Annotated in this window: 18 protein-coding genes and 1 tRNA gene; 13 read left to right on the top strand and 6 right to left on the bottom strand. The window is 59.9% G+C overall.

What is annotated here, in order from left to right; genetic code table 11:
* The first annotated feature begins 181 nt into the window (after positions 1 to 181).
* The 3 genes from dpiA (at position 182) to ACOWVD_RS00155 (ending at position 4,250) form a co-directional block, all read left to right on the top strand.
* Positions 182 to 868: a two-component response regulator DpiA gene (dpiA, locus tag ACOWVD_RS00165; RefSeq protein ID WP_004940807.1), complete on the top strand. Its 687-nt coding sequence runs from the start codon at positions 182 to 184 to the stop codon at positions 866 to 868.
* Positions 869 to 970: 102 nt separating this feature from the next.
* On the top strand, positions 971 to 4,060 hold the full coding sequence (locus tag ACOWVD_RS00160) for a beta-galactosidase (RefSeq protein WP_164095676.1): 3,090 nt from the start codon (positions 971 to 973) through the stop codon (positions 4,058 to 4,060).
* A 114-nt stretch (positions 4,061 to 4,174) separates the two neighbouring features.
* Positions 4,175 to 4,250, top strand: a tRNA-Asn gene (locus tag ACOWVD_RS00155).
* A gap of 145 nt (positions 4,251 to 4,395) precedes the next feature.
* On the opposite strand, the gene ACOWVD_RS00150 is transcribed toward ACOWVD_RS00155, so the two are convergent.
* On the bottom strand, positions 4,396 to 5,286 hold the full coding sequence (locus tag ACOWVD_RS00150; protein WP_273874372.1) for an oxidoreductase: 891 nt from the start codon (positions 5,284 to 5,286) through the stop codon (positions 4,396 to 4,398).
* Between the two features lie 453 nt (positions 5,287 to 5,739).
* Here ACOWVD_RS00150 and ACOWVD_RS00145 point away from each other — a divergent pair, with 453 nt between their 5' ends.
* On the top strand, positions 5,740 to 7,446 hold the full coding sequence (locus ACOWVD_RS00145) for a hemolysin (protein ID WP_421105359.1): 1,707 nt from the start codon (positions 5,740 to 5,742) through the stop codon (positions 7,444 to 7,446).
* A gap of 50 nt (positions 7,447 to 7,496) precedes the next feature.
* Here ACOWVD_RS00145 and ACOWVD_RS00140 read toward each other — a convergent pair whose 3' ends face one another.
* Positions 7,497 to 8,069: a hypothetical protein gene (locus ACOWVD_RS00140; protein WP_049242427.1), complete on the bottom strand. Its 573-nt coding sequence runs from the start codon at positions 8,067 to 8,069 to the stop codon at positions 7,497 to 7,499.
* Between the two features lie 128 nt (positions 8,070 to 8,197).
* Between ACOWVD_RS00140 and ACOWVD_RS00135 the strand changes: the two genes are divergently transcribed.
* Positions 8,198 to 9,088: a LysR substrate-binding domain-containing protein gene (locus ACOWVD_RS00135; RefSeq protein ID WP_049242430.1), complete on the top strand. Its 891-nt coding sequence runs from the start codon at positions 8,198 to 8,200 to the stop codon at positions 9,086 to 9,088.
* Here ACOWVD_RS00135 and ACOWVD_RS00130 read toward each other — a convergent pair.
* From ACOWVD_RS00130 to ACOWVD_RS00120, 3 genes are all read right to left on the bottom strand, one after another.
* Positions 9,085 to 9,813 (bottom strand): PA1136 family autoinducer-binding transcriptional regulator, encoded by a 729-nt coding sequence (locus tag ACOWVD_RS00130; protein WP_049242433.1) that lies wholly within the window; start codon positions 9,811 to 9,813, stop codon positions 9,085 to 9,087. The genes ACOWVD_RS00135 and ACOWVD_RS00130 overlap by 4 nt on opposite strands.
* On the bottom strand, positions 9,810 to 10,685 hold the full coding sequence (hchA, locus tag ACOWVD_RS00125) for a glyoxalase III HchA (RefSeq protein ID WP_049242435.1): 876 nt from the start codon (positions 10,683 to 10,685) through the stop codon (positions 9,810 to 9,812). The genes ACOWVD_RS00130 and hchA overlap by 4 nt, the downstream gene beginning before the upstream one ends.
* A gap of 119 nt (positions 10,686 to 10,804) precedes the next feature.
* Entirely contained in the window at positions 10,805 to 11,635 is an 831-nt protein-coding gene (locus tag ACOWVD_RS00120; protein ID WP_049242437.1) for an alpha/beta fold hydrolase, read from the bottom strand.
* 199 nt (positions 11,636 to 11,834) lie between these two features.
* Here ACOWVD_RS00120 and ACOWVD_RS00115 point away from each other — a divergent pair, with 199 nt between their 5' ends.
* From ACOWVD_RS00115 to ACOWVD_RS00080, 8 genes are all read left to right on the top strand, one after another.
* Positions 11,835 to 13,259, top strand: a complete 1,425-nt coding sequence (locus ACOWVD_RS00115) for a coniferyl aldehyde dehydrogenase (protein WP_239504336.1) — start codon at positions 11,835 to 11,837, stop codon at positions 13,257 to 13,259.
* Positions 13,260 to 13,518: 259 nt separating this feature from the next.
* A complete protein-coding gene (katG, locus tag ACOWVD_RS00110) occupies positions 13,519 to 15,714 on the top strand; it encodes a catalase/peroxidase HPI (RefSeq protein ID WP_049242443.1) in 2,196 nt (731 codons plus the stop codon).
* Between the two features lie 524 nt (positions 15,715 to 16,238).
* Positions 16,239 to 17,138: a VOC family protein gene (locus ACOWVD_RS00105; RefSeq protein WP_049242444.1), complete on the top strand. Its 900-nt coding sequence runs from the start codon at positions 16,239 to 16,241 to the stop codon at positions 17,136 to 17,138.
* A gap of 41 nt (positions 17,139 to 17,179) precedes the next feature.
* Positions 17,180 to 18,469, top strand: a complete 1,290-nt coding sequence (locus tag ACOWVD_RS00100) for an alginate export family protein (RefSeq protein WP_049242447.1) — start codon at positions 17,180 to 17,182, stop codon at positions 18,467 to 18,469.
* 501 nt (positions 18,470 to 18,970) lie between these two features.
* Positions 18,971 to 20,353, top strand: coding sequence for a serralysin family metalloprotease (locus ACOWVD_RS00095; RefSeq protein ID WP_075685862.1), 1,383 nt, complete (start codon positions 18,971 to 18,973; stop codon positions 20,351 to 20,353).
* Positions 20,354 to 20,777: 424 nt separating this feature from the next.
* Positions 20,778 to 21,920: a tail fiber domain-containing protein gene (locus ACOWVD_RS00090; RefSeq protein WP_049242452.1), complete on the top strand. Its 1,143-nt coding sequence runs from the start codon at positions 20,778 to 20,780 to the stop codon at positions 21,918 to 21,920.
* Positions 21,921 to 22,163: 243 nt separating this feature from the next.
* Positions 22,164 to 24,194 carry an S-type pyocin domain-containing protein gene (locus tag ACOWVD_RS00085; protein WP_239504334.1) on the top strand — a complete coding sequence of 677 codons (2,031 nt, stop codon included), beginning with the start codon at positions 22,164 to 22,166 and terminating at the stop codon, positions 24,192 to 24,194.
* A 15-nt stretch (positions 24,195 to 24,209) separates the two neighbouring features.
* On the top strand, positions 24,210 to 24,485 hold the full coding sequence (locus ACOWVD_RS00080) for a hypothetical protein (RefSeq protein WP_072265420.1): 276 nt from the start codon (positions 24,210 to 24,212) through the stop codon (positions 24,483 to 24,485).
* Between the two features lie 167 nt (positions 24,486 to 24,652).
* Here the strand turns inward: ACOWVD_RS00080 and ACOWVD_RS00075 are convergent, their stop codons facing one another.
* A complete protein-coding gene (locus ACOWVD_RS00075; RefSeq protein WP_332069953.1) occupies positions 24,653 to 25,705 on the bottom strand; it encodes an NAD(P)H-dependent flavin oxidoreductase in 1,053 nt (350 codons plus the stop codon).
* Positions 25,706 to 25,762: the final 57 nt, after the last annotated feature.

The raw sequence follows: 25,762 nt of genomic DNA, 5'->3' as shown, positions 1-25,762 counted from the left end.
TAAGCAGAAAAAAAACGCCGATTATTGACCTATTTCACAAACCGATCCCGGTTAATAAGTTATTTAATGTTCTTTATTTACTTAATTAATCTTATGGTGTTTATTATTGAGATAATCTTTATTTGGCGCCGCAATTCACTTACATTCACTTAGCATTTTTATTGCAATTACGGGTCGCACTATGGAATGGCTGAACATCCTGATCGTTGAAGACGAAACGCCGCTGGCGGAGATGCACGCGGAGTTTATCCGCCAGAACGGCGGCTGCCGCCAGATTTGGCTGGCCGGCACGCTGGCGCAGGCGCGCGCCATGACCGAACGCTTCAAGCCGGACCTGATCCTGCTGGACAACTTTCTGCCCGACGGCCAGGGCATCACCCTGCTGCGCGAACTGACGCTGAGCGGCTATCGTGGCGGCATCGTGTTCATCACTGCCGCCAGCGACATGGCCACCGTGGCCGAGGCGTTGCGCTACGGCGTGTTCGACTACCTGATCAAACCGCTGGCCTATGACCGGCTGAGCCAGACCCTGCAGCGCTTCAGCCAACGCCGCGAAGCGCTGAAAGACAAAGCGCGCCTCAACCAGCGCCGCATTGACGAGATGTTCAACACCTACGCCCGCGGCGAACAGCAGGCGGCGTTGCCCGCCGGCATCGACGAGCTGACGCTCGGCAAGATCCGCGCGCTGTTCGCCGAGCCCGCCGCGCGCCACACCGCTGAAAGCGTTGCGCAAAAAATGGGGCTCAGCCGCACCACCGCGCGCCGTTATCTGGAGTTTTGCACCGCCGCGCAGCAGCTGCGCGCCGAGATCATTTACGGCAAGGTGGGCCGCCCACAGCGGATCTACCGCGCCGGCGAGCCGCATTAGCGGTTATTTGATCGCCCTTGCAAGGTTGCGTGTAACCGCTTTACTTTTTATGCGCCGGTCAGCATCTTGGTGAGCATCACCTAGCCGACTGGACGATCGCCGATGCCCGCTGAACCCCTAGCTTCCCTGTCCGAGATCCTCGCCCGCCGTGACTGGCAAAACCCCGCCTGCACCCACTACCGCCGGCTGGACGCCCACCCGCCGTTCGCCAGCTGGCGCACGGTGGAAGACGCGCGCGACGATGCCCCCAGCGCCAGCCGCCGGTCACTGAACGGCGAGTGGCGTTTCAGCTACTTCCCGCGCCCAGAGGCGGCGCCGGAAGGCTGGCTGCAGCAAGATCTGCCGGACGCCGCCCCGCTGGCGGTGCCGGGCAACTGGCAGCTCGCCGGCTACGACGCGCCAATCTACACCAACGTGCGCTACCCGTTCCCGGTCGATCCGCCGCGCGTGCCGGAAGACAACCCGACCGGCTGCTACTCGCGCGCCTTCAGCGTCGATCCGGCCTGGCTGGCCGCCGGCCAGACGCGCGTCATCTTCGACGGCGTCAACTCGGCGTTCTATTTATGGTGCAACGGCTACTGGGTGGGCTATTCGCAGGACAGCCGCCTGCCGGCGGAGTTCGATCTCAGCCCGTGGCTGCAGCCGGGTGAAAACCGGCTGGCGGTGATGGTGCTGCGCTGGTGCGACGGCAGTTATCTGGAAGATCAGGACATGTGGCGCATGAGCGGCATCTTCCGCGACGTCAGCCTGCTGCACAAACCCGCCGCGCACCTGAGCGATGTGCGCATCACCACCCCGCTGCATGACGGCTTTACCCGCGGCGAACTGGTGGTGACGGCGCGCGCCAGCCGGCCCGGCCCGCTGCAGGTGCAGGTGCAGCTGTGGCGCGATGGTGCGCGGGTGGCCGAGCGCACCCAGCCGCTCGGCGGCGAGATCGTGGACGAACGCGGCGCCTATGACGATCGCGTCACGCTGCGCCTGCCGGTGGAACGCCCGGCGCTGTGGAGCGCCGAAACGCCCGCGCTGTATCGCGCCACCGTCGCCCTGCTCTCGCCCACAGGAGAAATTATCGAGGTGGAGGCCTCTGACGTTGGCTTCCGCCAGGTGGAAATCAGCGGCGGGCTGTTGAAGCTCAACGGGCAGCCGCTGCTGATCCGCGGCGTTAACCGCCACGAGCATCACCCGCGCCACGGCCAGGTGATGGACGAGGCGACGATGCGCCACGACATCCTGCTGATGAAGCAACACAACTTCAACGCGGTGCGCTGCTCGCATTATCCCAACCACCCGCTGTGGTATCGGTTGTGCGACCGCTACGGGCTGTACGTGGTGGACGAAGCCAATATCGAGACCCACGGCATGCAGCCGATGAACCGCCTGGCTGACGATCCGCTGTGGCTGCCGGCGATGAGCGAGCGCGTCACCCGCATGGTGCAACGCGATCGCAACCACCCTTGCATCATTATCTGGTCGCTGGGCAACGAGTCCGGCCACGGCGTGAACCACGACGCGCTGTACCGCTGGGTGAAAAGCCAGGATCCGACCCGCCCGGTACAATATGAAGGCGGCGGCGCCGACACCGCCGCCACCGACATCATCTGCCCGATGTACGCGCGAGTGGATCAGGATCAGCCGTTCCCGGCGGTGCCCAAATGGGCGATCGGCAAGTGGATCGGCCTGCCGGAGGAACAGCGGCCGCTGATCCTGTGCGAATACGCCCATGCGATGGGCAACAGCTTCGGCGGCTTTGAGCGCTACTGGCGCGCGTTCCACGCACATCCGCGCCTGCAGGGCGGCTTTGTCTGGGACTGGGTCGATCAGGCGCTGATCAAGCGCGACGAGCGCGGCGAGGAATTTTGGGCCTACGGCGGCGACTTCGGCGATACCCCCAACGATCGCCAGTTCTGCCTGAACGGGCTGGTGTTCGCGGATCGCACCCCGCACCCGGCGCTGTTCGAAGCGCAGCGGGCGCAGCAGCTGTTCCGCTTCGCCTTCGACGCCGCCTCGCTGACGCTGACCGTCACCAGCGATTACCTGTTCCGCCACACCGACAACGAACAGCTCAACTGGCGGCTGGAGCTGGACGGCGTGGAGCGCGCCAGCGGCAGCTTCGATCTGGCGCTGGCGCCGCAGGGCAGCGCTAGCTTCATCTTGCTCGATCGGCTGCCTATGCTGCATCAGCCCGGCGAGCTGTGGCTGAACGTGGAGGTGGTGCAACCGCAGGCCACCGACTGGTCCGAAGCGCACCACCGCTGCGCCTGGGATCAGTGGCGGGTGCCGCGCGCGCTGCATCCCGCGCCGCCGTCCGCACAGGGCGTGCCGCCCACGCTGATTGAAGACGATCAGGGGCTGACGCTCACCCACGGCGACCAGCGTTGGCGCTTCGAGCGCAGCAGCGGCCACCTGACGCAGTGGTGGCAGAATGAGCAGCCGCAGCTGCTGACGCCGCTGCGCGACGGCTTTGCGCGCGCGCCGATCGATAACGACATCGGCGTCAGCGAGGCGGACCATATCGATCCCAACGCCTGGGTCGAACGCTGGAAGCTGGCGGGCCTGTACCGGCTGGAGGAGCACTGCGTGCGGCTGCAGGCGGATGCGCTGCAAAACGGCGTGCGGGTGGTGAGCGAACACCAGTTCGGCGTGGACGGGCAGATTCTGCTGATTAGCCGCAAGCAGTGGCTGTTCGACGCGCTGGGCGCGGTGAGCGTGAATGTGGAGGTCGAGGTGGCCGACGCCCTGCCGCCGCCGGCGCGCATCGGCCTGAACTGCCAACTGGCGACGGTGCAGCCGCAGGCGGAATGGCTGGGTCTGGGCCCGCACGAGAACTACCCTGATCGCCGCCTGGCCGCGCAGCATGGGCGCTGGCGCCTGCCGCTGGCGGATCTGCACACGCCGTATATTTTCCCCGGCGAGAACGGCCTGCGCTGCGACACCCGCAGCCTGCGCTACGGCGGCTGGCGCATCGACGGCCGCTTCCACTTCTCGCTCAGCCGCTACGGCCTGCAACAGCTGATGGCCTGCAGCCACCAGCATCTGCTGCAGCCGGAAGCGGGCACCTGGCTGCACCTGGACGGTTTCCATATGGGGGTAGGCGGCGACGACTCCTGGAGCCCGAGCGTGCACCGGGATTACCTGCTCACCGCCGGCGTTTACCGCTATCAGCTGCGCCTGCAGCGGGCGCCAGAGGGCTAAATCTGCCAAAAAACTCAACGGGTTGCGCATTCTGTAAGCAAACAGTCACAGAATGTGTAATCCTCCTTTGACATGCCGACGGCGCCTCGCTATTATTCGCCCCGTTCCAACGATTCCTCTGTAGTTCAGTCGGTAGAACGGCGGACTGTTAATCCGTATGTCACTGGTTCGAGTCCAGTCAGAGGAGCCATGTTTAGAGAAGCCCGCTCAGGGAAACCTGAGCGGGCTTTTTGCTGTTGGCGGGTTTGGGCTGCGGCAGGCAACCGGCTGTCTGAATGCCAACCGCATTGACAGCGAAAATACCCTTGCCCGACGAACGCCTGCGCCGCCGGCTATCACCCTGGCCCTTCACTGCCCGCCGCCAGCAGCGGCACCAGGATATCGCTAATCGGCGTAGGCATGCCCTGCAAGCGCCCATAACGCTGCACGACACCGTTGCGTATGTCCCACTCCAGTGGCCGGTTGGCCTGCCGGTCGGCAAGAATAGAGGTGCCCAAATCCGCGGGCGCACGCTGAAAGCCGTCCACGATCGCCTCCGGCACGTTATCGTGAAGCACCGCACCCTGAGCGCGCGCGACGGCCAGGCATTCACGCAGATAAGCCAGGGCCAGTTGCGTTATGTCGGCGCGCGAAAACATGCCTGCGCGGCGATTGGCCAGCACCATCAGCCCCGCAGCCGCATTCTGCAACAGCTTACGCCAGGCAATCGAGAGAAAATCCGATGACAGCTCAACCGCACAGCGTGAACCGCAGAGCGCGTCGGCGATCGCTTGCGCCTGTGGCGCATCCGGCAGCGTCAGGCGCGGCGTGGCGCGCAGCCTGACGGACGCATCTTGCTCGCGCTGCGCCGGAAACCACACCACGGAGGGCAGCACCGTCGCCCCATTGACGTAAGGCGCCAGCAGAGATTGCTGCTCGACGCCGTTTTGCAGCGCACACACGACGGTGTTTTTATTGCACAACGCCGCCAGCCAGCCCGCGCTGTCGGCCACCTGAGTGGTTTTTACGGCGACAAAAACCAGATCGTAGGGATGGGCGACGGTACGCGGATCGCTTAAAACCGGCCCCGGCACCACCACTTCTCCCTCATCGTGGCGCAGAATTAATTGCGGATGGGCCGTACGCCCGCAAAGCAGCGGCGTGCGGCCCACTTCATGAAGCGCCGCGGCGATGGCGGTGCCGATGGCGCCGGGGCCGATAAGCGCAATGGTAGGGCGATCGGACATAGCGAGTCCTCCAGGTTGGATTAACCGTTCATCAGCCCGCTGTTTCTGTTACGCGCTAATGCTGATGCAGGATAAGCGGGCGCCAGGGTAAATGATACGGCGGCAAGGAGATAAACGCAGCTGTAGGAAACTATCCGGCCCCTCCCCCTAGCGAAACCCACTCTTTTATCTAAGAAGATTCCTAACCCAGCTGACGGAAATCCCTCCCTGGCACCAATACGCGGGTTAACCCGCCGATTTACAGCAATAATCCTGTAAAAACAATCGATAAGCGAATTGTTCGCGCTCGGTAAGTTACGTCTATCCTTTCGCTATGGGTGCCTGCTGCCCATCGTTCGCTGCAGATCGCGGCATGCGCGTTTCTGGCTGTTCGGGTTTCGGTTTATTCCATCGCGCGCTTCCATTCATCATTTTGAATTTCAAAGCAATCTCTCAGCAACAAGGAGTGTTTATATGGCTTACGTCATTACCGACCGAGAAAAACTGCAAGCGATTTGGGAGGCCGCCAAAGCCGGCGACTGGCCGGCCGTGTATGCCGCATCCGTCGATGCGCTCACCGATCCCAACCATGCCAACCAACCCATTGAGGGCGTGGATATCGCGGTGTATACCTGGATCAAAGGCGCCTATGGCGTGAACTCGAATCAGGGGGCGTTTGCCCATTACATTCGCGACCAAACCAAGCTGCAGTATGAGCTGCGCACCGGGCAAGTGCCCGATGACTGGGAGGCGCGCATTCAGAATGCCTCCGACAACATCGCCAAAAACTTCGCCAAAACGCTGTTTGGCGTCGATCTGAGCAGCGATCCCAATGCGCCGCTGCCGGATGCCCCGCCCACCAGCGCCAAAGTGCCGGATATTCACGAGGTTGGCCTGATCGACGCCGGTGCGGCGGCGTCCGAAGTGTTCACCGACGCCTCCTCGACCGGTGCCCCCAACTATTCCCCCTGGGCCGGCACCACGCTGTTCTCTTATTTAGGCGACACCTCGTTCTTTACCGAATGGGTGGCGACCAACGACACCTCGGCCTTTAAGGTGGAAGGCGGGACTTACGATCTGATTGCCGCAGCGCAGGTCTCCATGCAGATGAAAAACCTCAGTTACGTGGTTGAAACGCTGCTGGCGGGCGAAGTGCCCACCTATTTGACCACCCTCGGCATTGGCCACGAGACCATCCGCCTGGCCGCCGAGGCGGCGCGTGATTTCTACACTGAGTCCTACGGCAGCAGCGTGACCGGCGGCGGCAGCATTATCCCCGGCAAGCTGGATATCGGCTCGGCGATTTTCAACGACATTGCCGACGTGCTGTCCACGCCTAATCTGTACCGCGTCGGTACGCTGCATGACGACGATTTCACGCTGGCGTTCGGCAATATCGCCGTTAACACCGGCAGCGGCGACGACACCATCAGCGTGCCGCGCGGCTGGCAAAACAACGCCGGCAACTACGGCTGGACGGTGATCGACGGCGGCAGCGGCCACGATACGGTCGATTATTCCAGCCTGTCGCACGGGGTAAACCTGAAGTTTGACGCCCAGGGCAGCTATGGCGGGCGCGGGGTAATCGAGAAAAACGGCATCGGGCTGTATGGCTTCAAGGACGGGCTGTACAACATTGAGGCGGTGAAGCTGACGGACTTTAAGGATAACGTCACCTTTAACGATCGGGTGCTAACGCCGGCCAACGGCCTGGAGGTCAACCTGGGCAAAGGCTCCAGCGAGATTCGCTTCGAGCACGGCTATACCACCGCGCCGGGTGGGAGTGCACCGCAGGATTATCTCGGCGTAAACCTGAGCATGCTGTCCAACGATGTGCCCTTCCCCAACAGCCTGCTGAACATTCCCGTGAAGCAGACCCACAATATCTACATCGACGACAGCTTCGAGCTGGGCTTTTTACAGGCCTCCTCCCTGTCTATCGATAACCACCTGCTGGCCTTCGGCGCCGAAGGATCAAACAGCAGCTTCTCACTGAATTACAACGCGCAAACCCATACGCAGGATCTGTCGATATTCATGCAGGGCGAAAGCGCGCTCAATCAGCACGTCGTCAATATCTACAATTGGGATCAAGGATACTTTGGCATCAATCTGGAGCAGCCGGCCATTCAGCTTGTCGGTTTGCAAACCATTGCCCCGCAAGAGCTGGCAGCCGCCTAAGCGAAGCCCGCCGGGTTTACCGGCGGGCTGTTTACCTGCGGCGCGGCGGCTCACTCCCTGTCACGCTCCGCAATCCGCGCCATCAACGCCCCCAGCAACGCCAGATCGACCAGCAGCGCCAGCGCGAAACAGGCTCCCTTTATCCCCGGCGCGGCATAGGTTTGCACCAGCGAAGCGGCAACCACTACGGCCACGAGAGTCACCACCGTCGTCAAACGGTACGCCACGGCGAGTGCGCCTTTCTCCCCCACTGCCGTGCGGTAGGCGACGCCCTGGCCCAGGCCGCCGAGGGCGAGGCCCGGCAGCAGGGCCGGCCAGCCGTGGCCGCCGAACAGCATCAGCAGCATCAATAGCCATCCCGCCGCCGCCAGTAAAAAGCCGTGGCGGAGAATAGCCAGCGCAGGCCGGTTCCGCAGCGTCCGCCAGCGGGCCAGCGCGGCGCCGCCGAGAAACGCCAGCGCCAATGCCGTCAGCAGCATCAGGGTAGCGCCGATGCCCAGCAGATTTTCGGTCCTCAGCAGCAAGGCGCCCGCTGCGACCGGCACGCTGAGCGCCAGGGTGCTCGCCGCCGTTCCCGTGTGTTCCATGGCGCCCAGGGCGCCGTTGTTGATATAGGGGCTCATCGTTCACTCCGACATGATGGAAATGATGAAATAAATTCATTTCCCTGTTCACATGTCAGTAGCCTATCTCTTGTATAATCGGTAAGACAAACTCATAGTTTTCAGCCTTGGATGAGAATAATTCAGCCATGAGAAAAACCCGTTTGCCGCCGCTGGGCGCGCTGCGCGCTTTCCACGCCGTGGCCGTCTGCCGCAGCTTCAAACTGGCCGCCGAGGAGCTGGGCGTCAGCGCAACGGCGATCAGCCATCAGATCAAGCTGCTGGAGTCGGTGCTGGCATGCCGGGTGTGCGAGCGCAGCGCGCAGGGCGTCAGCCTGACCGAAACCGGCGAAATCCTGTATGCCGGCACCCAGCGCGCCTTCGCCGCGCTGGAGCAGTCCGTCGCCCAAATCACCCGCGCCCGGCAGCCGCCGGCGCTGACCGTCACCACCACCTCCAACTTTCTCACCCACTGGCTGGTGCCGCGCCTGGCGGATTTCAAGGCGGAGTTTCCCGCCATCGATCTGCGCCTGCACACCAGCGTCGAGCGGGTGGATCTCAGCCAGCGCACCGTGGACGTCGCCATCCGCTACCGTGAAACGCCGGAAAGCGATCTGCACTGCACCCTGCTGCATGAGGATCGCTTTATCGTGGTGGCCAGCCCGGCGCTGGCGCTGGAGCGCATCGAAGATTTGCTGCGGGTGACGCTGTTTCACGTGGAGCATCGGCAGGTGCCCGCCGACTCACCGACCTGGGAGAACTGGCGGCGGCGCTACGGGCCGGAAGGATTGAACGTAGAAGCCGGGCTGACCTTCAGCGACGAGACCCATGCGCTGCAGGCGGCGGTGGCGGGCCAGGGGGTGGTGATCGCCAGCCGGCTGCTGGCGCGCGATTTGTTGCAGCGCGGCGTGTTGGCGGCGCCGTTCGAGATGTCATTGCCCGGCGCCAACTACTATCTGGTGGCCACCGAAGAGACCGCGCAGCGCCCCGATATCATGGCGCTGCGCGCGTGGCTGCTGCGGCAAATGGCGGCGGGCTAACGGCTCTCGGGGGCGATTTCCCCCAGGCGGATCGCCACGCTGATCGCCTGCGCGGTGGTGGCGGCGCCGAGACGTTGGCGAATGCGCCGCAGGTGGTTTTCCACCGTGCGTTCAGACAGGCCGAGCATCGCGGCGATATCCGCCTGCCGCCGGCCAATGGCGGTCCAGCTCAGCACCTCGCGCTCGCGCGCCGACAGCCGGCCCTCCCGTTCACCAGCAGCAGGTTCGAACAGCCGCCGCGCCGCCAGAAAAGCCGCCGCGCCCACCAGCGACAGCGCCAGCCGCACCGGCGGCGAGGCGTCGATGCACTCGCCCCCCAGGCTGACCGCCCCCTCCAACCCGGCGGGGCCGAATACCGGGATCTGCACGCCGTGCAGACCGGCGCCGCGCGGCGTGCGCACAATCCGGTAGCGCTCGCCCTGCTGCGCCCGGTTTTTGGTCCAGAAGAACGGTTCGGCGGCCCGCAGCATGTGCCGGGTCACCGGGCAGTGCCGCACGTAGGTCAGCGCATCGACCGCCTCCCCCTCGCCGAACCAGTCGCCCTCGACCCAATAAATATGCTCGATCCCCGCCTCCGCCGCCGCGGAGGCGGAAAACAGCACAAAGCGGTTGAAACCGAACGGCGCGGCGAAGGCGCGAACCCGCCCCTGAATGGCGGACAAGGTGCGCTCGTGGTCCATCGCCAACGCCGTCTGGAAAGCGCGCTGCGCGATCTCGTCGCTCATCGCGCGGCGACGTCGGCCAGCAGCGTTTCTGCCGCCAGTTTGCCGAGGTTGTTGGAAGCCAGCGGGCTGTCGCCGGTCAGCAGGCGCCGATCTTTATGCACCTTGCCGGTGATGTCGGCGTTGACGATCTTAACGCCCAACTCGCGCAGGCGTTCGCCCACCAGCCAGGGCATCGGGCCGGGGATGTAGCCGATATCGATGTTGGCGCCGGTATCGAGCGAATCCGGGAACACGCACATCTCATAGCCGCGATAGAGGAAATCGTCTTTGCTCTCGCCGATGCCCGCCGCCAGCAAACCGGCCGGCCCGTGGCACAGCGAGATCACGTAGCGATCGTGGTCATGCGCCCAGTGCAGCGTCTTTTTCACCTCTTCGCTGAACGGGATATCGTTGAGCACGCCGTGGCCGCCGGGAATGAAAACGCCGAGGTAGTTGCCGCCATCCAGATCCTTCACCACTTCCGTCAGCTTTTTCGGCTGCTTGAGTTGGCTGCGGTACTTCTCGTAGGTGGCCTTGACCGCTTCATCTTCATGCGGGAACGCCCACATCTCCAGCTTCACCGGATCGCCGGACGGCGTGGTGACGTCGATCTCGAAACCGGCCAGATCCAGGTGATACATCGGCAGCAGCATCTCGACCGGGTGATTGCCGGTGGAGAAGAACTTGCCGTTTTGCATCAGCAGGTAGCGCTCCTGCGAGGCGATCATCAGCACCTTCCACTTGCCGCCGCGATAGGCGTTCGGGTAGCTGGCGCCCGTGAAGTCGGTTTTGGACGAGGTGTACTGGCTGAGGGAGTAAGGGGATGGGAAGAACGCGTTGTCTTCCGCCACATCCGGGGTGGGATTACGATCGTTGGACACTGAATCAGTCATGATTATCTCCATATTCACCGTTGCATTGCCCATTCAGCTTAAATAACCGCCGGCAGGGCCGCAATGAGGGATATCCCTCAAGCAGCGCCCAGGCGGCGGAGTCCCCCTGGGCGCTGTTCTTAGCTGTTCACAAACGCCAGCAGATCGGCGTTGACCTGATCGGCGTGGGTAGTCGGGATGCCGTGCGGCGCGCCCTTGTAGGTATGCAGCGTGCCGTTTTGCACCAGCTTGGCCGAGAGCACACCGGAATCCTGATAAGGCACCACCTGATCGTCGTCGCCGTGGATCACCAGCACCGGAATGGAGATCTTCTTGAGATCTTCGGTGAAATCGGTCTGCGAGAAGGCGACGATGCCGTCATAGTGCGCCTTGGCGCCGCCCATCATGCCCTGGCGCCACCAGTTCCAGATAATGGCCTCCGACGGTTTGGCGCCCGGACGGTTATAGCCGTAGAACGGACCGGCGGGCACGTCGTAATAGAATTGCGCCCGGTTGGCGGCCAGCTGCGCCTGGAAATCATCGAACACCGCTTTGGGGGTGCCCTGCGGATTAGCGTCGGTTTTCACCATCAGCGGCGGCACCGCGCTGATCAACACCGCTTTGGACACCTTGTCCTCGCCGTGGCGCACGATATAGCGCACTACCTCGCCGCCGCCCGTCGAGTGGCCCACGTGCATCGCGCCTTGTACGCCCAGGTGTTTCACCACCGCGGCGACATCATCGGCGTAGTGATCCATGTCGTGCCCTTCCGACACCTGGCTGGAGCGGCCGTGGCCGCGGCGATCGTGCGCAACCACGCGGAACCCTTGGTTCACGAAGAACAGCATCTGGGCATCCCAGTCATCGCTGGACAGCGGCCAGCCGTGGTGGAAATAGATAACCTTGCCGTTTTTGGGGCCCCAATCCTTGTAGAAAATCTCGACGCCATCGCTGGTCGTTACATAACCCATGTCGTTTCTCCCATTTACACTATGGTTAAAAAAGAAGGTTTATACTGCGCGCGGCGCCGGGATCTCTGGCTCCCTCATCCCGGCTGGCCGACGATCTTGCGTTGATCGTTTAACGAGTATAGGTTTAAAGCTCACTTTAAGGTCAAACCCAATTCGGCAAACCGCATTCCCGCTTTCGATCGGCATCAGGAGTATTCAAGTGCAAGGAGATGACACCGCCACGACGATGGAGCAACGGCTTGCCGCCCAGCGCCACGCCTTCCTGCGCGACGGCGCGCCGACGATGGATCAGCGCAAGGCCGTCCTGCGCCGCTTGCGGAGCGCCATTCTGGCCCAGCGCGGCGCGCTGGCGGCGGCCGTCAGCGCGGACTTCGGCCACCGCTCGCCTTACGAGACCGACATTTTGGAGATTCTGGTCACCGTGCAGGCGATCGATTACCTGCTGCGCAACCTGAAACGCTTCATGAAACCGGAGCGCCGCCACGTCGCCCTGCCGTACCAGGCTGCGCGCGCCTATGTGCAATATCAGCCCAAGGGCGTGATCGGCGTCATGGCGCCGTGGAACTACCCTTTATCGTTGACCTTCATCCCGCTGGCCACCGCCCTGGCCGCCGGCAACCGCGTGATGCTGAAACCTTCGGAGCTCACGCCGCATACCAGCCAGCTCATCGAGACGATGCTGGCGGCGCAGTTTCCCGCCGACGAGATCGCCGTGGTGACCGGCGGGCCGGAGATCGGAGCCAGATTCAGCGAGCTGGCGTTCGACCATCTGGTGTTCACCGGCAGTACGGCGATCGGCCGTCAGGTCATGCAGGCGGCCGCTAAAAATCTGGTGCCGCTGACGCTCGAGTTGGGCGGCAAAAGCCCTGCCGTCGTGGCGCCCGGCGCGCTCACCGCCAGAATCGTTAACAGCCTGGCGTTCGGCAAGCTGTCGAACGCGGGCCAAACCTGCATCGCGCCCGATTACCTGCTGATCCATCAGAACGATGTGGAGAGCTTCATTGCGCTCTACGACGCGGCGGTCAAAACCTTTTATCCCGACGGGCCAACCGGCAACGACTACGGCGCCATCATCAGCGACAGGCACTATCAGCGTTTGCAAGACCTGCTGGCCGATGCCCTGGCGCGGGGCGCGCAAATCATTCCGGTCGGCCATCGCCCGGACTCGGCGTCTGAACGGCCGAAAACCCTGGCTCCCACGCTGATCGTCGGCGCCCTCGACGACAGCCGGATCATGCAAGAAGAGATCTTCGGGCCGCTGCTGCCGGTGCGCACCTACGCCGCCTTTGATGAAACGATCGACGTTATCAACGCCGGGCCGCGCCCGCTGGCGCTGTATTACTTTGGCCCGGCAGGCGCGCAGCAGGATCGGCTGCTGACGCACACCACCTCAGGCAACGTCAGCGTCAACGCCACCCTGCTGCATTTCGCCCAGGACGATCTGCCGTTCGGCGGCATCGGCCCCAGCGGCATGGGGGTCTGTCACGGCATCGAAGGATTTCGGGCGCTGAGCCACGCCAAGGGCGTTTTCATCCAGAGCCGCTGGCACTTTACCGGCCTGCTGCGCGCGCCGTTCGGCAAACTGGCGGACGCGGTGCTCACGTTCATGTTGCGGCGCCGATAAAGTGGTGTGCTGACAATCAATAGCACAGCCATGAATCGCCGCAAGCTATCACAATATTCACTCATTCCTATTTTATCTCTCCGCCGCCGCTGACTAAGCTTAGCCATGAGTCACCCTTTGTCCGTTGGCGACGGGGGTGACGTAAATCGATTGAGTTCAGTTATTTAGCGCAACACCCGACGCAAGCCTTACCCGCATGCCTTGTTAACCGCTCCACGCCCGGCGGCTGGAGCATCTTTACGGAAGCAGAGAGCGCATTATGACAACTGAAAGCAAATGCCCGTTTTCGGGCGGCAAGCAGCCCGCACCGCAGAACGGCCCCACCAATCAGGATTGGTGGCCTAATCAGCTCAGCCTGAAACCGCTGCATCAGCACTCCCCCCTGTCCGATCCGATGGATAAAGACTTCAACTACGCCGATGCCTTCAACAGCCTCGATCTGGCGGCGGTCAAACAGGATCTGCACGCCCTGATGACCGATTCGCAGGAATGGTGGCCGGCGGACTTCGGCCACTACGGCGGCCTGTTCATCCGCATGGCCTGGCACAGCGCCGGCACCTACCGCATCGGCGACGGCCGCGGCGGCGCGGGCGAAGGCCAACAGCGCTTCGCCCCGCTCAACAGCTGGCCGGACAACGTCAGTCTCGACAAGGCGCGCCGCCTGCTGTGGCCAATCAAGCAGAAATACGGCCGCAACATCTCCTGGGCCGATCTGATTATCCTGACCGGCAACGTGGCGCTGGAATCGATGGGCTTCAAAACCTTCGGCTACGCCGGCGGCCGCGCCGACACCTGGGAGCCGGACGACGTCTACTGGGGGTCTGAGAAGATCTGGCTGGAACTGAGCGGCGGGCCGAACAGCCGCTACTCGGGCGACCGCGATCTGGAAAACCCGCTGGCGGCGGTGCAGATGGGCCTGATCTACGTCAACCCGGAAGGCCCGGACGGCAACCCTGATCCGGTGGCCGCCGCGCGCGACATCCGTGAAACCTTCGCCCGCATGGCGATGAACGACGAAGAAACCGTGGCGCTGATCGCCGGCGGCCACACCTTCGGCAAGACCCACGGCGCCGGCCCGGCGTCTCACGTCGGCGCCGATCCGGAAGCGGCCGGACTGGAGTCGCAGGGCCTCGGCTGGCACAGCACCTTCGGCACCGGCGTCGGCAAAGACGCCATCACCAGCGGCCTGGAAGTGACCTGGACCACCACCCCGACTCAGTGGAACCACGACTTCTTCCGCCACCTGTTCGAATACGAATGGGAGCTGAGCCAAAGCCCGGCCGGCGCGCACCAGTGGGTGGCGAAAGACATCGGCGAAACCATTCCCGACGCCTTCGACCCGAACAAGAAGCGCCGCCCGACCATGCTGACCACCGACCTGTCGCTGCGCTTCGATCCGGCCTACGAGAAGATTTCGCGCCGCTTCTATGAGCACCCGGAAGAGCTGGCCGACGCCTTCGCCCGCGCCTGGTTCAAGCTGACCCACCGCGACATGGGGCCGCGCGCGCGCTACCTCGGCCCGGAAGTGCCGCAGGAAGAGCTGATTTGGCAGGATCCGATCCCGGCGGTCGATCATCCGCTGATCGACGAGCAGGACATCGCCGCGCTGAAAAGCAAGGTGCTGGCCTCCGGCCTGCCGGTGTCCGCGCTGGTCTCCACCGCCTGGGCTTCCGCATCGAGCTTCCGCGGTTCCGATAAACGCGGCGGCGCCAACGGCGCGCGCATTCGCCTGGCGCCGCAGAAGGACTGGGCGGTCAACCAACCTGCGCAGCTCGCCGCGACGCTGGCCACGCTGGAAGGCATCCAGCGCGCCTTCAACGATGCGCAAACCGGTGGCAAGCGCGTCTCGCTGGCGGATCTGATCGTGCTGGCCGGCGCGGCGGGCGTGGAACAGGCGGCGAAGAACGCCGGCTTGACCCTGACGGTGCCGTTCGTCCCGGGCCGCATGGACGCCTCGCAGGAACAGACCGACGTGGACTCCTTCGAGGCGATGGAGCCGCTCGCCGACGGATTCCGCAACTTCCTGAAGGGCAAATACCGCGTGCCGGCCGAAACGCTGCTGGTCGACAAGGCACAGCTGTTGACCCTGACCGCGCCGGAAATGACGGTGCTGGTCGGCGGGCTGCGGGTGCTCGGCGCCAACGTTGGCGGCACGCAGCACGGCGTGTTCACCCATCGCCCGCAGGCGCTGACCAACGACTTCTTCGTCAACCTGCTCGACATGGGCACCACCTGGCACCCGGTGGGTGAGGACGGCCTGTTCGAAGGCCGCGATCGCCGCAGCGGCGCGGTCAAATGGACCGGCACCCGCGTCGATCTGGTGTTCGGTTCGCACGCGCAGCTGCGCGCACTGGCCGAAGTCTACGGCAGCGCCGACGGGCAAGAGAAGTTCGCCCATGACTTCGTCGCCGCCTGGAACAAAGTGATGAACCTCGATCGCTTCGATCTGGCGTAAACCCCCCGCAACGGTCTGCTTCGGCAGGCCGTTTTTCCTCCCGAGAGCAACACTGCCTCCGCTCAGCGCCAGCCGTAGCGCACGTCGTTATATTTCTTTTCCCGCTTATTCGTATTTACTCAACAAGTCATATAAAAATTTGATGGGCGGCAATTCTTTTAATGCTGTATTTATATTTAGAGGGCAATGAAGAGCGTAAACTCAGCGCGCTAATACGATATATCCCATCAAGGAGAACACCGTTATGGATTATCCTCAATTCACTTCAACACGCGGCGAGGCGGGCCGTATTATCAGCGCCGTCCCTTAGCGATAGCGGGCCTGCTGGCCCGGCGCCTCACCGTTTACGCCAATAAGAATAAATGTTCTGCGCCTGCGCCATATTCGCCGGGGCGTCAGAACCTCGCCCCTATTTAGCGTTTCATCACGCGCGTTGCGTTTTTAGCTTTTATTTTTCAGCCGACGGGAAAGCTCATAGGAAATAACGTTTCACTCAGGAAAATAACCGCTACCTGGAGGTCATCATGCAACACATTATCGGTATTTCTTCTCGTCGGCTGAGGATATCGGCCCTTGCGCTGCTGCTCCCTGCCGTATCATGGGCGGCCGATACGGCATCTCTCGCCGTGGGGCCGCAATATGACACCACCCATGTCTACGTCGAACGCGGCAAGATGGATGCCTTTGTCGACAGCATCCTGAAAACCTTCGGCGGCACCCGCACCGAACGCGTGCTGGTCAACGTCACGCCCACGCCGAGCGAAACCTATTCCCAGCTGATACTGACGCCGGCCGGCAGCTTCTCGGTGTTCGATTTCAAAACGCCGATCCCGCACCCGTTCGGCGCCGAGCGCAACGGTTTTCTGGTCAGGGATATGGATGCCGCCATTCAACAAGCCAAGGCCGCCGGCGCCGATGTGCTGGTCGCCCCCTTCGACGATCCGATTGGGCGCGACGCGGTGATCCAATGGCCCGGCGGCGTCAACATGCAACTCTATTGGCACACCAAAGCGCCTAACTATAAGCCGCTGCTGAGCGTGCCGGAAAACCGCCTGTATCTCTCCGCTTACCGCGTCGATGACTTCCTGAAAAGCTATCAGACGTTCTCGCACGGCAAAGTCGTGCGCGACGAGCAGGTCAGCGATGCGGCGATCGGCCGCAACGATAACGGCAAGATCCGCCAGATCGAACTGGACTCGCGTTTTGGCAAAACGCGCATTTTCGTCACCGATGGGCATCTGCCTTATCCGTTCGGCCATGAGCGCACCGGCTATGGCGTCGAGGATCTGCAGGCCACGCTGGCCAAAGCGACGGCCAGCGGCGCGCAGGTGCTGTGGCGTTCGACGGCGGCGGAACACCGCGCCTCGGCGCTGGTGCGTTTCCCCGGCGGCTACATCGCCGAAATTCACCAGACAGCCAAATAAACCCAAGGCGCGCTGCGGCGCGCTTTTTTCTTCGGATATTCATGATGAAACGCACGCTACCCGCACTGTTGCTGTTCTCCACGCTCCCCGCACTGGCGGCGGAGCCCGCCGCTTCCCCCTGGAAAAACATCCCGTTGGGCGATGCGGCCACCTTATCTTTCGACGGTTCACTGCGCGAGCGCTATGAATGGACGGATCAACGGGATCTGAGCGGCGGACGCGACGACACTTTCATGCAGCGCTTGCTGGTTGGCGCGCGCCTCGACTACGGCGACTATTTCGGCGCCTATGTGCAAGTGGGATCGTCGCTGGCCACGCCGCGCGATCGCGGGCGCAAGCCGACCGACGAAGATCATGCCTACCTCGGGCAGGGCTATGTGGATATGAAACTGCCCACTGCCTACGGCCTCGGCACCCTGCGGGTCGGCCGCCAGGAGATTGCGCTGGGCTCGCTGCACTTGCTGGGCACCCGCGACGGCCCCAACGTGCGCCGTTCCTTCGATGCTATCCGCGCCAGCTGGGTCAAGGATAAAAACCGCCTCGACGCCTTTATCGGCCATCCCGTCACCCTTAAAACCGGCAGTTTCGACGACGATACCGACAACAGCCAAAAGGTGTGGGGACTGTACGGCACCACGCCGCTGACGCCGCTGGCTTCTTCGCTCGATCTCTACACCTTTGGCTTTGAGGATAACGACGCCCACTACGCGCAGCTTAGCGGGCAAGAGCGGCGCTATACCGTCGGCGCACGCATCTTCGGCGCAGCGCGGGGGTTCGACTGGGATAATGAAGCTGCCTGGCAGTTCGGCAGCGCAGAACAGCGCGATATCCGCGCCTGGTCGGCGTCGGCGCACGCCGGCTATACGGTGAGCGACTGGCGCTGGCGGCCGCGCTTTGGCGGCAAGATTGGCATCGCCAGCGGCGACAAAAACGGTCACGATGGGCAGCTCAACACCTTCAACGCCATGTACCCCAAGCTGCCCTACCTGACCGAAAACGGGCTGGTGGCGCCGGCTAACCTGATCGCCATCCATCCTTCGGTCACCATTACGCCGTGGCAAACCCTGGCCATCGATTTCAGCTGGGACGCCTTATGGCGGCAACGCCGTGAGGACGCCTTCTATCTCGGACCAATGCGCCCGGTGAAAGGCAGCGAACAGGGATCGCGCTTTATCGGCAACCAGTACCAGGTCGAAACCACCTGGACGCCGAGAAGCGATCTCCAGTTCAAGGTGGCCTATGTCTACTTCGACGTCGGCCACAGCCTGCAGCACCATGCCGGGCTGAAAGATATGAACTTCGTGCTGGCGCAGGGCACCTACAGTTTTTAAGCATCAGGCAAGTTAATCGGTGTACGCGGGCACCCTCAATAATCCCGTATCCGATTAATGACGACAGCCGGCGTGCGGCCGCCTCTATGCGTTACGGCAATGGCGGCTACTCACCGCATTTCACAGATAAAAAGCTGGAAAAACAGAAAGATAAATCAGCAACGCAAATGCCGCGCGCCGATTACAGAGAAATATTAAATAAAGATTTAATTCCAACGAGTTATTTAAACAAGTCTTTTACTCATATCTTATGTAAAAGATTCATATAAGAATAACTAATTAATAAAATAATTGTGTTTATACTGCTTTAACTCAATCGCAGTGCACAATTAATTCCTCACCGTGATTAATGATAAGGATATATTCCGCTTGAACGCAATATTCAAGCCAGACCAAGGAGGCAAGCCAATGATATCACATTAATTATCCCTGATTTTCAAACCTGTGTACGAGCATATAGAGCGTTAGGTGCAATATTGTCAACGTCCAAAGGAGTTTGATATGTCATTAGCTACCGATAAGATTTCCGATTATTTAACCAGTTATGAAAGAGGCGATCACGCGGAGAGCAGTAAACCGTCATATACCACGCAAGAGGTTTCAGATCTGCTGCTGAGAAGCCATTATTCCGCCAATGGCAAAGGCGTGACAGACCATGCGGCTACCTTGACCTACTCTTTCCCCGTCTATACCGGCAGCGACAAGACGGGCGCCGCGCAGCTTACCGCCGCTCAGCAAGCCCAAACCAAGCTTTCATTGCAATCCTGGTCGGATGTGGCCAACATCACGTTCACCGAGGTTAAAGGCAACGACGCGAAAAATGCAGATATAAAGTTTGGTTTTTATAAGGCGGCCAGCGGGGGCAATTACACCTCGTATGAAAGTACGCAGAGCGATCTCAAAAGCACCATTTGGATCAGCGGTAATAACGGCTACGACGCCTCCAATCCGCAAACCAATAACTACGCCAGGGATACGCTTACCCATGAAATAGGGCATGCGTTGGGGCTTTCTCATCCCGGCAATTATGATGCGTCAAATGCCACCTACCCCACCTACGCCAACTCGGCGAAGTATTATGAAGACGACCATCAATATTCTTTGATGAGCTATTTTAACGAACAATACACCAGCGCTGACTATAAAGGCGTTTGGCCATCAGGACCGCAGCTGGATGATATTACCGCCATACAGAAGCTTTACGGCGCGAATACCACCACGCGCACCGGCGATACCACCTATGGTTTCAACTCGAATACGGACAGAGACTTTCTGAGCGTTAAAGCGTCCACGGACAAAATCGTGGCGGCTATCTGGGATGCCGGCGGCAATGACACGCTGGATTTTTCAGGCTACAGCCAGGATCAGCGCATCAACATTAACGAAGGCGCATTCTCTGATGTAGGCGGCTTGAAGGCGAATATAGCCATCGCCTACGGCGCGCAGATTGAAAATATCATCGGCGGCAGCGGTGCCGACATTCTTGTGGGCAACGCGCTGAACAATACGCTAAAAGGCGGTGCAGGCAACGACATCATTTACGGTGCCGGCGGCGCCGATCAGCTTTGGGGCGATGCAGGCGCGGACACCTTCGTCTTCCGCGAAGCCGGCGACAGCCAAGCCGCCGCGCCGGATTGGATCCGCGATTTCCAGACGGCGGTGGATAAAATCGATCTGTCGTGGCTCAACCAGACGGCTAAGGCCGAAGGGAGCGAGTTGCACTTCGTGGATAGTTTAAGCGGCTCGTTGTATGAAGCGGCGCTGAATTATGACGCGCAGCAGAATGTCACCGATCTGGCCATCAATCTCTCCGGCAATCAACTGCCTGATTTACTTGTAAAAATCGTTGGGCATGTCGACGCTTCCGCCGATATTCTCGTCTAGCCAAGGCAAACCCGCAGTCCGGCCTTCACGCCGGACTGTTTATTTCTTTTCAGGCCTGCCGCTGGCGTTTTTTACGCGGTTCCCACATCCATCGCCAAAGCAGTAAATGGATGTGGGGAGCAACGGAACAACAAACGCACTTAAGCAGTCAATTTAAATGACTATTCATCTATAAATTAGTAAGTTATCACGTCATCGCCAGAAATCATCCGTTCTACTTTCTTGTCTCATCCACCACACAACAAACGATTATCATTATCATTTGATATTTATTCTTGATGCTCACAAACTACTGTTCATACACACAGCCTTCGTGCTTTTTTAACCATCTTCGCCTTAAATGCGCAGCGTCGTTAACTGTCTTTAAGGCGTTACCATGCGCCATTTCCATGGCAGGAACTTATTAATAAACTGAGGAATTATCATGGCTGAACAAAAGAAAAATGCCCAGGTACAGAGTGGCGTCAACGACGACATCACCGAACTTAAATCACTCACCACCCTTCGCAAACGGGTCATCAGCGACGATGAAATCGTCTCCAAATCGGCCAACGGTTTTCGGCTGGCAAATGGCAATACCGGAGTGATGCTGCGTAACGACGGCGAGGCTTTCTACTTACTGACAACTCAGGCTGGGCAAGCTCAAAACGGACAATGGAACACCTCGCGTCCTTTCGCTTTCAGCCTGGCTTCCGGCAGGGTTGCACTCGGCAACGGCGTTGATATTTCCGGTGGTGCGATGGTATCGCATAATGCCGGCATCTCCACCGCGACCACCGGTCCAGCACCACTTATTAATGGGCAAATCTATGATGCGGCTGCCGTACATACCAATTTCACCAGCGGTAACGTCACTACGGCCATGTTGATGGGGTCACGCGTGATCGCCGGCAAAGAGGATTATGGCCTGCTCTCTTACCGCGACTGGCAGGGAAACTGGAACGAACTCCAGGTCAGGCCGAATGCCGAATTGTCAGTAGGACAACTGATTAAGCGTAATGCTAATGGATGGATTTGGGCGGCCGGTAACCAGAATGTAAACAATAATGCAGACCGCATTACCAACGGTATGCATATACAGGGTGCAGGCGACCTGTCAGCCGATTTGTACCACTACGAGCGCATCGGCAAACACCACATGCTCGCGTTGCACGTGGCCAATGGCGGCGCTGATGGTTGGTATGAATTCCGCAATGATGGCCATGCCTACACCAATGGCGCCTGGAACAGCAGCTCAGATGTCCGCATGAAAACCGATATCACAACAATTGACGGCGCATTGGACAAGCTGGCCAATATCGGTGGTTACACTTACCTCAAACAGGGCGTGCCGGAAGCCGGGGTGATTGCACAGGAAGTGGAAGAAATTCTCCCCCAATCTGTGACCCAGACCGAGCTGAAACTCAATGACGGCAGCGTGCTGAAAGACGCCCGCAGCATCAATATCAATGGCGTAGTGGCGTTGCTGGTTGAAGCGCTTAAGGAAGAACGCTCACTGCGCGAAACAGAGCGAGAGGCTTTTGAAAGACGACTGGTTGCTTTGGAAAAAGGCATTGAACGCGCCTGATTAACAATATTGCAGTGGTTTGCACTGAATACCTCTCAGCGCCTTTACAGGCGAGTACCGCGCTTACAATACGATGACGAAAAGGAACTCAATGATGAATGGATTTAATTACGGTGATGGTAAAGGAAGGAAACGTCAAGGCGGTGTAAATGCAGAAGCTGCTTCCCGGTTCAGTAATGTCTGCGTTATTCGCAGCTCGGTAGCGCATCGATTACATCGTTCTATTTGAAGAGGGATCGGATTATGACACGATATGAAGATACAACGCAGTATGAACGCGATGTAATGACTTCAATGGGATACAACTGGAATGGACATGGGTGGCAACGAGGGTTTGACTTATCAGATAACAATATGGTTGTAGAAGCATGGGTTGGCGAGGGTTTACCTGATAGACAGAAGGAATTAAGTAGTATTACCCATATCTGGGATCAAAAAATTTCCGATATTAATAAACCGATAAGTGCTTTTGATCCTGAAGATGATGATATCACGCCATTCAGTAATGAAGCAAAAGAGAGTTACCGTGAGGATTCAGATGCAGCCATTCAGTTTGCAGCTAATAAAGCAAATGAAATTGACAACCAAATTAAAGAAATTCAAAAGGATATTGACGCATTAAGCAAGAAAGCTGAAAGTAGTCAACTGACTGAGTTCGAGAAAGCAAACCTAAAAGTAATTATTAGCAAGTTAAAGGTAAGTAAAGAGCGCCTTACCATACTTCGAAATGAAGCTAATAAACGAAAAGTACATCAGGAATATTTAAAGCTGAATAATGAAGACTGGTTCTTCTCTAGAGAAAAGCCCACCTCCTGGGTTAGGGAGCAGCAATCATTAAACAGAAAGGAAATGGGTAAAAAACTGGAAGAAGAGAAGAGAATACAATCAGAAATTGACGCAGCCAAACAAAATATTGAACATTTAGAAAGTGAACAGCGTGAGAAGGAAGAGGAGGTCCGCAAAGCTGAGGAAGCCCGTAAGGCAGAGGAAGCCCGCAAAGCCGAAGAGGCCCGCAAAGCTGAGGCTGTACGGAAAGCGCTGTTCGCCAAAGCCGGCGTACTGGACGCCCCGGTCTATACACCCGGCATGATAAAAGCGGCCAATGCCGCGATGGCCACGGCCGGGGTCATGGTGCTCAACCGCGCGGGCGGTATGGTACAATTATCGACATGGATCAACAGCGTGATGACCAGCGCCAGTGAGCTGGCCGGCTGGGTATCCGGTGGAGTGTGGCGCGGCGCCGTCGAAGTTTCCCGGGTTGCCACGCTCAGTGCGGTAGCTCCGGCAGTCGGCGCCTTCGTTGTCGGATTCTGGCCGGGGAAAGCCGGTGAAAGTCAGAGCGATATTGATAAATTGTTGGGTCGTGATTTGACACAGATGTTTACCGTTCCGGCCAGCCTGGTTGCCGCAGGGAAAACACAGATTCAGCCGGAAATGACCACGGTCGATTTGCCGGTGCGCGGGTTTATTCGCCGGGGGAATAACGGTCAGCAAGAGGTAATACTGGTCAAAACAGGAACGGGCGGCGTCTCCGCTACCGTGCCGGTGTATCGGCCGGTTCGCGATGAAAAAACCGGTCTGGACCGGATCACCTTGCCGGCGGTGGCCGGTGCGCCGGGGCGAACCATTTTGATAAACCCGGGCGCTGCCCCGTCGGGGCCGTGGCATACCGGCAATCCTGCGCCTGCAGCGCCGGTAACGCCGGTGCATACCGGTACGGAGATAAAGCAGGCCGACAGTATCGTCACGACGACGTTCCCTGCAGATGACATGCCACTGCAGGATTTTATCTACTGGCAGCCTGATGCAACGGGGACCGGCGTTGAGCCTGTCTATGTCATGCTCAGTGGTATCTATGGTGAAACCAACGCTAAAGGGCAATACAGTGGTCGCGACTACAACACGGACAAGGCCGGTGGCCCAATTCAGAATCTGGACTGGAAAACCGCCACCATTGACCGTGCCGGCGTGGACAAGGTGAAGCTGCATACCGGGCGGTTTGGCGAATCTCCCGATAACAAGGTGATGATTGACCGCCTGGAAAAAATCCTGAAGGGAGAAGTACAGCCCACCGATACCGACAAGCGTTTTTACACCCACGAAATCAGGGAATTGGAGCGTTATAGAGCAGTTGGTGTTCCTGATGGAATATCACCTGATGACGATGGTGCTACGTGGAATAACACTCATACGGCGACGTTGGAAGATTACAAATTAAGTAGCGATCGCTCTCTGTTATATACACCAGAAGCATTAAAAGCTGGTGATGAATAAATCTAGAGGTTATATATGATTGATTTTAAACCTATGTTTGAAAATGAACAAATCCGAGACATAGTTTTATTCTTGTCGGGACGAAAAGAAAACGGGATATCTCATCCTCAATTAGATGGGTATTGCACTATGTATGGTAATAAACGCATATCAAACATTGAACTGATTTCATTAGTGAAAAGTATGCGAGAAAAAGGGGATGTATCATCTAATGGAAAAGGTGGCTATAAAAAAGGTCCAAACTGGAAAGAACCCGCATTCGTAACCGAGAAAAAATACGGTATTGAGTAATTACCAGTGCCTTCCATAAGTGCGTTTTAAGCAGCGTCCAACAAACGAGAGTTTGTTGGACGTTTTCGTTGATGGCTAATTCCACGCCAGATTGGTTTTCAGTCCAGCCCAAGGTCAGAAAACAACGGTTTTGGCTCCGTTGCTCCCCCCAAATCGCGCAGACGAGCTCACACCGCTGCCAGCTCCGCCGCCAGGGTGGCGACCAGCTGCGCCGCCGGCATCGGCCGCGCCAGGCCGACACCCTGCCCGGCCCACAGCGACATAAACTCCCCGCGCCCGGCCTTGGCCGCCGCCTGGCGGATATCGCCGGTGAGCGCGTTCTGCACCGGATAAGGCAGGATCTGCGCCTCTTCCGCGCGCATCTGCCGCATGAAATCATTGACGATGCCGCGCGCCGGGCGGCCGCTGAAGGCGCGCGTCAGGCGCGTGCTGTCATCGCCGGCGTTGCTCAGCGCCGCCCGCCAGGCTTCGGCGATGCCCGACTCCGGGCTGCACAGAAACGCGGTGCCGAGCTGCGCCGCCTGCGCGCCCAGCAATTGCGCCGCCGCGATGCCACGCCCGTTCATGATGCCGCCTGCAGCGATCACCGGGATTTTCACCGCCGCCGCCACCTGCGGCAGCAGGGCCATCAGCCCGACGCAGGATTGTTCGATATCGCCGAGGAAGGTCGGGCGGTGGCCGCCCGCCTCCGAGCCTGAGACGCAAACGAAGTCGGCGCCCGCCTCTTCCCAGGCGCGGGCTTCCGCCACCGTGGTGGCGGTGCCGATCACCCGTGAACCGGCCTTCTTGAACTGCGTGACCGTGGCGCGCGGCAGCACACCGAAGGTGAAGCTGACCACCGGCGGCGCAGCCTCCAGCAAGGCTGCGATCTGGTCGCGGTTGTTTTCGGCGAATTGAGTGGGGAGCGGCGGCTCGCTCAGCCCCAGCGCTTCGCGGAACGGCCGCAACAGGTGCTGGGCGCGCTTCAGTTCGGCGAGATCCGGGTGCTGCTCATTGAGCAGAAACAGATTGATGTTGAACGGCGCGGCGGTCTGCGCGCGGATCTGCTGCACACGTTCGAGGATCAGCGCCGGTGAAAACAGCGCCGCCGCGCACGATCCCAGCGCCCCGGCGTTGCTCACCGCCACCGCCAACGCCGGCGGTGACGCGCCGTTCATCGGCCCCTGAACGATCGGATAGCGCAGCCCAAGCTCGCGGGCAAAAGCAGAAGGTGCCGTCATCAATGTGTCTCCCTGTACTGACTACATTCGTCTTACGGCGGCCGCGCCGCCGAACCG

It is taken from the genome of Serratia sp. SA088, from assembly GCF_049065515.1.
GTDB classification, from domain to species: Bacteria; Pseudomonadota; Gammaproteobacteria; order Enterobacterales; family Enterobacteriaceae; genus Serratia; species Serratia nematodiphila.
The sequence above is the reverse complement of the archived record's forward strand: the minus strand, read 5'-3'. Positions and strand labels throughout refer to the sequence as shown.